Genomic DNA, 8,960 nt, shown 5'->3' on the forward strand with positions numbered 1-8,960 from the left:
CTAAGAAACCATGCGATAGAGGAACTGGTACTCAACGCCAGCCACTTAATTTTTCCATTATCAATACTGCTTAATTCTTAACCGAAAAGTATTGAATGAAAAATGGTATATCAGGTTCTATCAACAGAAAACAAAGCGATGGCATCAAGTACCTGCCAATCGCGAAATCAGGCAAATAATTGAAGAACAACAGCAATGGATAAAACAAGAGATTGGGTCAGAATATCCATATCTATTTTGTAATTTCACAAATGTAAGACCAGAGTCTTACCTTACTTTTACTAATATGAGACCTCTGCCGCAACCACCTCATTTAAATATAGGCGAAAATAAAATGGTACGCATTATCCGTTTTCTGATAGAAAAAGAAGACATTCGTGATGCCAATGGGCAGAAACCTCACTTTACAGGTAAAATTACCCGCCATAACAGATTACAAGAAATACGTGTAAAACATGGCATTGAAGCTGCTAAACTTTATGCTGACCATGTTAAAAATAACACTACTTTTCAAAAGTATACACCTTTTACTAAAGAACAAGTAGCAGCAGTAGACTTGCCTTTTCAAGAACTGTTAATGAACCTCGATAACAAGTTCCTCCCTTGGCAATCTTTACCAGAAAGTTTACTCAAAAATCCCAAAGCACACGAACTTGACCTTGAAATTGCCCCACGCTTAGTGGTTTATGGACACTGTGCCCTTGAACCGAAAACGCCCTGTCCTGTTAATCTTTACCCCAAATGCTATGGCTGTTCCAGTTTTCGTCCTAGCAGTGGGAAATTACCTCTCTATGAACGTCAGTATAAAGGAGAACAACGAAGGCTGACTGAAACAGAACAAGCAGGTGCAGAATTAGCAAAAGAAGAAGCCAAAGCGACTATTGAGGCGATGGATAAATGGCTACCAGAACTAAAAAATTTAGCAAATGGCTAAAAATCATAATCGCGATAAACAAGCTGAAGTTCTGCATCGTACTCAAACTCAAAGAAAAGAGCAAGTATTAAAAGCTATTCAAGAAATACTTGCTCAAAAACAGCCATTGACATTTGCAAATATTGCTAATGTTGCTGGCTGTTCCATTTCTTATCTATATAAATGGGATGAGATTAAGGCATATATCCAAGACATTCAAGATGAAAAGGAGACTCAATTAAATCCCTTAGAAGAAAAAGACCCAAGACCCCAAAGCCTTAAAACTCTACATGAAATTGCCAGACAAAGAATTAGAGAATTGGAAGCGGAGATTAAGGAACTTAAGCACCAGAATGAAAAACTCAAAGGTCATGTTACAGAAATCTACGAACTTAGACATGAGTGCGATCGCCTACGTTCGCAGTTACGAGAGAAAGCTTCTACTAACTCATCAACAAAGATAATTCCCATAAGAATAAATCAATCTTAGACAACTTCCTCTACAAATAATATACATAGATCCAGCGTAGTTCATGCTGCTGATATTCAACTCGAAGACTCCGATATCTTTCAATTAATTAACGAAATGGGGGTTAAGGTAAATTCAAAACTAAAGCAGGAAATAGCAAATCGTGAATATCATAAAGTTAAGTTATCAATTGAAGCTTTTCATAAATATTGTAGTAAAACTGATGTAGAGAATCCTGTTGCTTGCCTACTAACAATGATACGTGACGAAGCAAAGCCTAATATTCCCGAAAAATCGACACCTCAACCATCAAATCAATCTTCAGTACTTATGAACAATCATCAAAAAAAACTAATTTCTCAGGATAAGCTCAAACAACTTAGCAGGTTATTTAACGAAAAGAATGAATAATAGGCTAAAAAGACCAATAGCAATAGATTTATTTGCTGGTGCAGGAGGGCTAAGTTTAGGATTTGAGCAAGCTGGATTTGATGTGAAAGCTGCTGTTGAAATCGATCCAGTTCATGCTGCTGTTCATAAGTTTAATTTTCCTTATAGCGTAGCATTACCTTGTTCGATAACTGAGTTATCAGGGAAAGATATTCGAGAAAGAACTGGAATTGGTAATCAAAATATAGAGATTATAATCTCTGGCTCACCCTGTCAAGGGTACTCCTATATGGGTCATCGAGCATTAGACGACCCCAGAAATTTTTTAGTAAAAGATTTTGTAAGAATAGTTTTAGAGCTAAAGCCTTCTTATTTTGTTTTTGAGAACGTGAAAGGTTTGACGATTGGCGAACATAAATGCTTTCTACATGAACTAATCGAAATTTTTAGTAATAATAATTATCAAATACTTTTACCTTGGAAAGTTATCAATGCTGCTTATTATGGAATACCACAAAAGAGAGAGAGACTATTTCTCATTGGCGCAAAAAAAGGTTTTATTTTGCCTGAGTATCCTGCTCCATGTAGCCAACTAGCTTCTGCGAAGTTAGTCAATGCTATTTTACCTCTTACCCCATCTTGTTGGGATGCCCTCAAAGATTTACCAGAAGCAGAAGAATTTGAGGAATTACTATATGGTGATTGTGTAGAAACGGAACAATGGAGCAATCCCAGCAACTATGGGCGAGAAATGAGATGTTTAGATGATAGAAGTTGGCATTTTGGCTATAGAAGAAATTGGAATCCCTTGCTTTTGACTTCGAGCATAAGAACTAATCATTCGCAAATCTCACGAGATAGATTTCATGCCACGGAACAGGGAAAGAAAGAACCTATTTCTCACTTTTTCAAGTTGGCAGAAAATGGCATAGCCAACACCTTAAGGGCAGGAACTGATGCTGCTCATGGCTCACACACATCTCCAAGGCCTATTCATTACAGTAGACCTCGCTGTATTACTGTACGAGAAATGGCACGATTACATGGATTTCCAGATTGGTTTCGTTTTCACATCACAAAATGGCATGGTGCGAGACAGGTAGGAAATTCAGTTCCGCCACCTTTGGCGAGAGCAATTGGTGCAGAAATTATGAAATGTTTGGGAATCGATCCAACTACTCCTGAAGATGTTTTTGATCTGGGAGACCCCAAAGTTTTATCAATGAATATCAAACAAGCTACAAATTATTGGCAGCTTCCTATACCGAACAAACATATTATAAATGTCTAATAGTAATCAATTTTTACGTCGAAGTAGAAGAAGCTATATTGGGTGGTATCTTACTCGACCCAAATGCTATCAGCGTAGTTGCTGATATTCTTCCTATAAAGGCTTTTTGTCCTTTTAGTAATCAGCAAATTTATAAAGCAGCTTTAGAACTATATAAAAGTAACAAACAAACAGATTTAATAACTGTTTCTACTTGTCTATTAGATCATAAACTATTAGAAAAAGTAGGAGGTAATAATAAACTATCTCAACTTCTTACTCGTACTGTATCAGCAATAAACGTAGACCATTACGCGGGAGCATCTCACTTTTTAAAGTGGCTCAAACCGACAATAATCCATTGAGGTAAGCACAGCGATGGGCTAGGACTTGAGGCACATTTTCTCGTTTCCATTATGCCCCGTAAATTTTTGTTCGACGGTCAACCTGTTTAACGGCAGATTCAACTGAACCAGAACCAATTGAACAAATTTCTTCAGCTTAGTAATATTCGTAGTTGATAATGCGATTGCGATGCTTATCAAGATAACGGCAAAAGTTTTGTACTTGTTTGCCTTTACAATCTGTAAATAAGGCAATAGTCGCCTCAACTTGACCTTTCCATAGTAGATTCTGGGAAGAGTTTTAAGCGTTTTTGTGAACCCCCAACTTTGTGGAGGTTTTCTATCAAATGGAACCAATCAAGTATTTCTCGACGTTGTGCAACAGGTGCTAATTGGTCAATTATATTCCAAATACCGTCATATTTATTACTGATATATTTTTATACTATTTATTTACAACTTTTACTGACATGGTCATAGATTAAATTAAATACTGTGTCACATTTAAACTTGAATAACACTCGATCATAACTGTCAGGCAGGTTTTGATCTAAAACTGCTTCCACTACGGATTGTACCCTGCGCTGACTCTGCATATCTTTATACCAATCTTGCACTAATACTTTTGGCTGTTCTGCTTTCAAACGATGCAAGAGAGACTGTGCAGCTAATTTGACTTTTTGGGTTTCATCCGCAGTCATTTTGTCTTTCTTGAGTAAATCAAACAGTTCCAGTTCGTCTTCTGTTAAGCCTTCTCGAATATGGCGTTCCGCTTCTTGTTTCAGGTTTTCTGCAAAGTTAAACAGAGCTTCGTAGTAGTTATCAGTTGATGAACCACCAGCGTTGTATTTGTCAATGATTGCTTGTAGCCTTTGGACAAAGTCTGTGCGGGTGGTGTTTTGCTGAATCATTTTGTTCAGCTTGTCTTCAATAAAGCTCCTTAAATCGGTAATTTCAATATTTTTATAGGGTTTGTGGGTAAATTCGGCTTTTAGTTGCTCGAAGTTAATTTTACTTAAATCCCAGACTTGGCCTGTCTGGATAATGTTGTATTCTGCACTATATTCTTTAGTGGTAATTCCTTGATTATCAGCAACTACGCTTTCATCTAGCAGTTCAGCAATTTTTAAACTTGCATGGTCAATATCTTTGCGTTCAATAATACTATCAATCACTCCTCGCAGATATTGGAAGATGAAAACCAATGGACGTGGTTGCTTGATTATCTCTGGTTTACAGGCTTCATAGAGTGAGGTAATGGTATTTTGATAGACAAAAAATCCTTTACGCCATTCATCTTTTTGCAATAGGGTGTCAGCAAACTGGTTAAATTGCCCTAATTTCTGGAGAGTTTCCTGAATTTTGAGGATGCTTTCTAAATCAATCCCCAGTTCCCGACAAAAATTCAGCCCTTGCCCGATCGCATCATCGAGTAACTCAAACAGGTTAGACTTTTCTTGAATGGGTGAGTCTTCCTTGTCTCCATCATCGCCCAAAGCGTAAGCTGCCAAGGCTTGCTTCATGTTGCGGAAGACGTTGTAGTAATCAATAATTTCGCCGTTGGTGTTTGGTGACGTTGTGAATCTGATATGAGGTGACGCGGTTCGCACGGGCGATAGTTTGCATCAGCGTGTGGTCTTTCATCGGCTTGTCAAGGTAAAGCGTCGAGAGAGTGGGCGCATCGAAACCTGTCAGCCACATGGCGCAGACAAACACCAACCGCAGGGGATTTTCGGCTTCTTTAAACTGATACTCGATATCATGCCCCTGTGCATCAACGGTATTCATTCGTTCGCGGTGAGGTTTAATATCAAGTCCTTGTTTCGTAAATTTTTCAACTTCGCTTTCGCTTCCTTCCAGACTAATCACCACAGCCATTTCTGTTTCTCGCATAAAGTCGAGAATCTTTTTGAGGCGAACTTTCTCTATGTCATTATTAGATTTCTTAATTCGTCCCACCAGATTTTTAATTTCTGCTTTCCAGTAATACTGTACTTTATCGTACATTTTCACAGCAGTGAATTTATTTAGATAAACCACCAAGCCTTTACCAAGATAGCCACGACGGGGAAAGTGGTAAACAATATCTTTAGCGATCGCCTTTAACCTATCATCGCGTTTAATAACTTCGGTTTCGCGGGCAAATTTCCTTTCTAGCTTTGCTTGCTGGGTGTCATCAAGGTTTTCATCTTCGAGTATTTGGTAAAATTCCTCGCTTAAATCCTCGTTTTGAATCAGTACCTCTGGTACTCGCTTCTGATCAAACAGGGGGACGGTTGCACCATCATCTACTGACTGAGAAAAGTTATACTCGCTGACATAATCCCCAAACCATTCGTTAGTCTTGCGCTTTTTACCTAATAGGGGTGTACCTGTGAAGGCGAGATAATTGGCATTGGGTAAACCTGCCCGCATATTTTCCGCTAAAGTTTTATACTGGGTGCGGTGTGCTTCATCGACAATTACAATGATGTCGTTGCGATCGCTCAATAGTGGATACTTTTTAGCTTTCTCGTAGCGAAACTTTTGAATCAGGGTAAAGACAATGCGCTTGTTGAGTGAGAGAAAATCCCGCATCTATGGGCATTTTCATACTCAATGGGGATACCGTCACGAATTAGCCTGTCTATTTCCCGATTTGCGGCGATGGGAGACATTAACTGGCGTTTATTGGTGAGAGTTTCTAAACCTTGGGCGATCGCTTCTGCTGGTAAGTTGGGGTTGAGGCGAATTGCTGCTTTCAGGCGATCACTAAAAATGACCTCGCTTTTATCTGTGCGGTTGGATCTGTCGTTGAGATCGTCGGAGTTGGTGGTGAAGCAGTTGAGCAAATTAAAGCCGTGCTGCTTTAATTTGGCAAGTACCGCTTGTTCGATGTCATCTTCAGAGATAAAGTTAGGCATGGTTTAGCTGAAACTACATGGCTACAGCACCCCCAGCCGCAAAGACTTGTTTTGCTGTTAGTTGCCAATTAGGAAAGATTGAGGAAACGAGTTGATCGTTGTTTTGAAACAATCGCTTTTGATACTCATCCTCTACTAATGTACAAATTGTAACCGTTGGCTGCTTGGGTTTGCCAATATATTCTCTGCCACCAATGCCCAAATAATCGACAATCCAATACTCAGATACAGCTAATAGGGCGTAATCTTCAACTTTGCGGGCGTAGTCGTTTTGCCAGTTTGTACTGACAACTTTAGCAATTAGTTTAATTGAGCTTCCTGATGTAATTACGGGTTCTTGTTGCCACAATGGTTCATTGACTAGTTGCGTTTGGTCTAACAAAATCACATCGGGACGAAAGGCTGTATTTGTTCCCAACAGTCTAATCAAGCAGCGATGGGGGATAAAATATGGCAAGTCCTGGCGGTCAATTTCTACATTCAGTTTTCGCCCAACTAAAGATGATACCTGCTCATAGGGCCCTGTCGGTTCCATGTCGATTAATTCCCCATCAATAAGTTCATAGTGATCGCTATCGCCGTACTGAGTAATAAATTCATCAAGGGTGATAAGTTTTGAGGCTGATTGAACCATTATGATTTTTCCTCATGATTATGCTAGTGTCTACGGTGAGCGTTCGCGTAGCGTCTCGCAGAGAAGCGATCGCACACTGCATTTGTGGCCGTTATTTGTTGATCAAAGCCTTAAACTTCGTTAGATAATTGTATACAACTGAGGGCTAACTCTAAAGTCCACCTAGCCTATTGATTGCAGTGTCTTTATATCGGATTGGAAATATTCAACATCATAATTAATGTGTAAACCACGTTTGGCTAATTCATGCTGAAATTCAAGCACTGTGATTCCTGTTCATGCTTGGACTTTGCCACTGCTAATTTTACCTTGCTGGTAAAGCAAGATAGCAATTTCTAACTTCAGTTCATCCTCTGTCAGATTTGATGCTCGGAGGATATCATCGGGAATTGTGATGCTCATCAGGGAAAATTCCAAGTCTTACTATTTATTCTAATTCTTCTGTCATGCTGGGCGGGAATTGGATGTCTAGGTCTTCGACGGAAAGTTTACCTGAGATGAGACCTGACTTTTCCCGTTAAGTCTTGAAAAGCTTGCTCACAAAGGATTTAAGGCAAGGTACAAGGTTTACAGTCAAATAAGCCAAGCGTGGTATCAGAGGCGACAAATAATGTTGGACTGGTGGGAGAAAAATTTTGCGACTTGTAAGCTAGGCGATAAGCCTAACGGCATGGCTACGCTTACCGCCGATTGAATGAGCGTGCAATGTCCATAGGCTATGCTCTAAGTCTTGGATTTGGCAAAGCACTATCGGAAATCTTCAGTGGAGCAAGTGTACTTAAGAGAACCTATGAGTTTTTGCTAATCCAAAAGTGGAATTTACCAAGCTAATAGAGCCGCACTGTCAAATGATAGCAGAAACTGTTGCAGAATCCGATGTAGTACTGTGTGTCGGAGACACTAGTTTCCTTGATTATGGCAGTATTGCGGCTAAAAAAGAAGGTTACGGTCCAATTGGTAAGGGAGGTAACGGTTTAAGATTACACAGCGCTCTAGCGATTGAAGCTGAAAAAGGTCAATCTATAGGTTTATTGTGGCAAAAACTGTGGAATCGAGAGCCAAAGCAGAAGTCGCTAAAAGATGAAACCCCGACATAGAAGAAAAAAAGACAAGCAGCAGCCCGGAAAGAAGCTCGAAACCGCCCCTTTGAACAAAAAGAATCTTACAGGTGGGTAGAAGCACTCACCACTGTCGAAAACCTTGTAAGTAAGCACACACGAGTAATTCATGCTTTCGACCGAGAAGGTGATATCACAGAAGTTTTCGATAAAGTTCGTCAACTTCAGCACACGGGAGTTCTTCTTCGCGCGGTAACCGCAGTTTAAATTCTGATAGCGAGCGTCTCTGGTCAAAACTGGAAAGCCAATTTATCAGTCTGCAACAGGAAATCGAATTACCCCAGACGAGTAAGCGTTCTGCCCGCAAAGCCAAGTTGGCTGTACGATTTTGTTCTGTGAATCTCCGTACCCCCTATCGTTTTGACAACCGTGATCCTCTACTCGTATACGCTGTCTATGCTACAGAAGTTGATTGTCCAGAGGGGGAGACGCCTGTAGAGTGGATGCTGCTGACTACAGAAGTTGTCGCAGATATCCAGATGGCTTCTACGATTTTACGTTGGTATTCTTACCGTTGGCGGGTAGAGGAATATCACAAAATTTTCAAGTCGGGATGTCAGGTGGAAAGATATAGACTTGCTGCTGATGGGATGAAAACCTTAATTGGCTTCCTGAGTGTGATTGCTGTAGAACTGTTGCAGTTGACTTATATACACCGCACCCAGCCAACGACTGATGCAATTGAAATTCTTAATCCCCTTCAGCTTCCTATTTTAAAAGCTAAATCTCCCAAAATACCCAAAATATTAACACTTAGTTGGGCTGTGCAAGCGATCGCTCGTTTAGGGGGTTACTTAGAACATCGACATAAAACCCCTATTGGTATCCTGACTTTTCCCGTTAAGTCTTGAAAGGCTTACTAGTAAAGGATTTAAGAAACAGCACAGCAAATACGGTAAAGTAATTGCAATCGAGTGCT

General features: G+C 39.9%; 13 protein-coding genes and 2 pseudogenes. 9 read left to right on the forward strand and 6 right to left on the reverse strand.

Annotation, left to right across the window (positions count from 1 at the left end; genetic code table 11):
* Positions 1-91 precede the first annotated feature (91 nt).
* The 5 genes from V7K21_RS04430 to V7K21_RS04450 all read left to right on the forward strand — a co-directional run bounded on the left by V7K21_RS04430 (position 92) and on the right by V7K21_RS04450 (position 3,407).
* Positions 92-934, forward strand: coding sequence for a hypothetical protein (locus V7K21_RS04430; protein ID WP_335171904.1), 843 nt, complete (start codon positions 92-94; stop codon positions 932-934).
* Entirely contained in the window at positions 927-1,403 is a 477-nt protein-coding gene (locus tag V7K21_RS04435; RefSeq protein WP_335171907.1) for a DUF6262 family protein, read from the forward strand. Before V7K21_RS04430 ends, V7K21_RS04435 begins: the two co-directional genes overlap by 8 nt.
* Positions 1,404-1,499: 96 nt before the next feature.
* Positions 1,500-1,793, forward strand: a complete 294-nt coding sequence (locus V7K21_RS04440) for a hypothetical protein (RefSeq protein ID WP_335171909.1) — start codon at positions 1,500-1,502, stop codon at positions 1,791-1,793.
* Complete coding sequence (locus tag V7K21_RS04445; RefSeq protein WP_335171911.1) at positions 1,786-3,063, forward strand: DNA cytosine methyltransferase; 1,278 nt, start codon at positions 1,786-1,788, stop codon at positions 3,061-3,063. The genes V7K21_RS04440 and V7K21_RS04445 overlap by 8 nt, the downstream gene beginning before the upstream one ends.
* A complete protein-coding gene (locus V7K21_RS04450) occupies positions 3,021-3,407 on the forward strand; it encodes a DnaB-like helicase N-terminal domain-containing protein (protein WP_335171912.1) in 387 nt (128 codons plus the stop codon). The genes V7K21_RS04445 and V7K21_RS04450 overlap by 43 nt, the downstream gene beginning before the upstream one ends.
* Here the strand turns inward: V7K21_RS04450 and V7K21_RS04455 are convergent.
* The 5 genes and pseudogenes from V7K21_RS04455 to V7K21_RS04475 form a co-directional block, all read right to left on the reverse strand.
* Positions 3,385-3,820: pseudogene (locus V7K21_RS04455) on the reverse strand (ISKra4 family transposase); the annotation flags it as partial. The gene V7K21_RS04450 and the pseudogene V7K21_RS04455 sit on opposite strands and share 23 nt — an antisense overlap.
* Positions 3,821-3,835: 15 nt before the next feature.
* On the reverse strand, positions 3,836-4,996 hold the full coding sequence (locus V7K21_RS04460; protein WP_335171913.1) for a type I restriction enzyme endonuclease domain-containing protein: 1,161 nt from the start codon (positions 4,994-4,996) through the stop codon (positions 3,836-3,838).
* Positions 4,932-5,963 carry a type I restriction enzyme subunit R domain-containing protein gene (locus V7K21_RS04465; RefSeq protein ID WP_335171915.1) on the reverse strand — a complete coding sequence of 344 codons (1,032 nt, stop codon included), beginning with the start codon at positions 5,961-5,963 and terminating at the stop codon, positions 4,932-4,934. The genes V7K21_RS04460 and V7K21_RS04465 overlap by 65 nt, the downstream gene beginning before the upstream one ends.
* Entirely contained in the window at positions 5,918-6,289 is a 372-nt protein-coding gene (locus tag V7K21_RS04470; protein WP_335171917.1) for a type I restriction endonuclease, read from the reverse strand. Before V7K21_RS04470 ends, V7K21_RS04465 begins: the two co-directional genes overlap by 46 nt.
* A gap of 13 nt (positions 6,290-6,302) precedes the next feature.
* On the reverse strand, positions 6,303-6,923 hold the full coding sequence (locus V7K21_RS04475) for a Uma2 family endonuclease (protein WP_335171918.1): 621 nt from the start codon (positions 6,921-6,923) through the stop codon (positions 6,303-6,305).
* Between the two features lies 1 nt (position 6,924).
* On the opposite strand from V7K21_RS04475, the gene V7K21_RS04480 reads away from it, so the two are divergent.
* Complete coding sequence (locus V7K21_RS04480; protein WP_335171920.1) at positions 6,925-7,047, forward strand: hypothetical protein; 123 nt, start codon at positions 6,925-6,927, stop codon at positions 7,045-7,047.
* A 152-nt stretch (positions 7,048-7,199) separates the two neighbouring features.
* On the opposite strand, the gene V7K21_RS04485 is transcribed toward V7K21_RS04480, so the two are convergent.
* On the reverse strand, positions 7,200-7,325 hold the full coding sequence (locus tag V7K21_RS04485) for a UPF0175 family protein (RefSeq protein ID WP_335171922.1): 126 nt from the start codon (positions 7,323-7,325) through the stop codon (positions 7,200-7,202).
* 303 nt (positions 7,326-7,628) lie between these two features.
* Here V7K21_RS04485 and V7K21_RS30570 point away from each other — a divergent pair, with 303 nt between their 5' ends.
* The 3 genes and pseudogenes from V7K21_RS30570 to V7K21_RS30580 form a co-directional block, all read left to right on the forward strand.
* Positions 7,629-7,754: an IS4/Tn5 family transposase DNA-binding protein gene (locus tag V7K21_RS30570; protein ID WP_442948846.1), complete on the forward strand. Its 126-nt coding sequence runs from the start codon at positions 7,629-7,631 to the stop codon at positions 7,752-7,754.
* Positions 7,755-7,771: 17 nt separating this feature from the next.
* Positions 7,772-8,020 carry a hypothetical protein gene (locus tag V7K21_RS30575; RefSeq protein WP_442948847.1) on the forward strand — a complete coding sequence of 83 codons (249 nt, stop codon included), beginning with the start codon at positions 7,772-7,774 and terminating at the stop codon, positions 8,018-8,020.
* A 221-nt stretch (positions 8,021-8,241) separates the two neighbouring features.
* A pseudogene (locus V7K21_RS30580) lies at positions 8,242-8,892 on the forward strand (IS4 family transposase); the annotation flags it as partial.
* Between the last annotated feature and the right edge of the window lie 68 nt (positions 8,893-8,960).

The organism is Nostoc sp., assembly GCF_036919595.1.
In the GTDB taxonomy this organism is placed as follows: domain Bacteria; phylum Cyanobacteriota; class Cyanobacteriia; order Cyanobacteriales; family Nostocaceae; genus Nostoc.

What these genes read in the sequence shown, in the direction of transcription:
- V7K21_RS04435 (WP_335171907.1), top strand. Translation starts at nt 927, where the DNA reads ATGGCTAAAAATCATAATCGCGATAAACAAGCTGAAGTTCTGCATCGT.
- V7K21_RS04440 (WP_335171909.1), top strand. Translation starts at nt 1,500, where the DNA reads ATGGGGGTTAAGGTAAATTCAAAACTAAAGCAGGAAATAGCAAATCGT.
- V7K21_RS04445 (WP_335171911.1), top strand. Translation starts at nt 1,786, where the DNA reads ATGAATAATAGGCTAAAAAGACCAATAGCAATAGATTTATTTGCTGGT.
- V7K21_RS04465 (WP_335171915.1), bottom strand. Translation starts at nt 5,963, where the DNA reads ATGCGGGATTTTCTCTCACTCAACAAGCGCATTGTCTTTACCCTGATT.
- V7K21_RS04470 (WP_335171917.1), bottom strand. Translation starts at nt 6,289, where the DNA reads ATGCCTAACTTTATCTCTGAAGATGACATCGAACAAGCGGTACTTGCC.
- V7K21_RS04475 (WP_335171918.1), bottom strand. Translation starts at nt 6,923, where the DNA reads ATGGTTCAATCAGCCTCAAAACTTATCACCCTTGATGAATTTATTACT.
- V7K21_RS04480 (WP_335171920.1), top strand. Translation starts at nt 6,925, where the DNA reads ATGATTTTTCCTCATGATTATGCTAGTGTCTACGGTGAGCGTTCGCGT.
- V7K21_RS04485 (WP_335171922.1), bottom strand. Translation starts at nt 7,325, where the DNA reads ATGAGCATCACAATTCCCGATGATATCCTCCGAGCATCAAATCTGACA.
- V7K21_RS30570 (WP_442948846.1), top strand. Translation starts at nt 7,629, where the DNA reads ATGTCCATAGGCTATGCTCTAAGTCTTGGATTTGGCAAAGCACTATCG.
- V7K21_RS30575 (WP_442948847.1), top strand. Translation starts at nt 7,772, where the DNA reads ATGATAGCAGAAACTGTTGCAGAATCCGATGTAGTACTGTGTGTCGGA.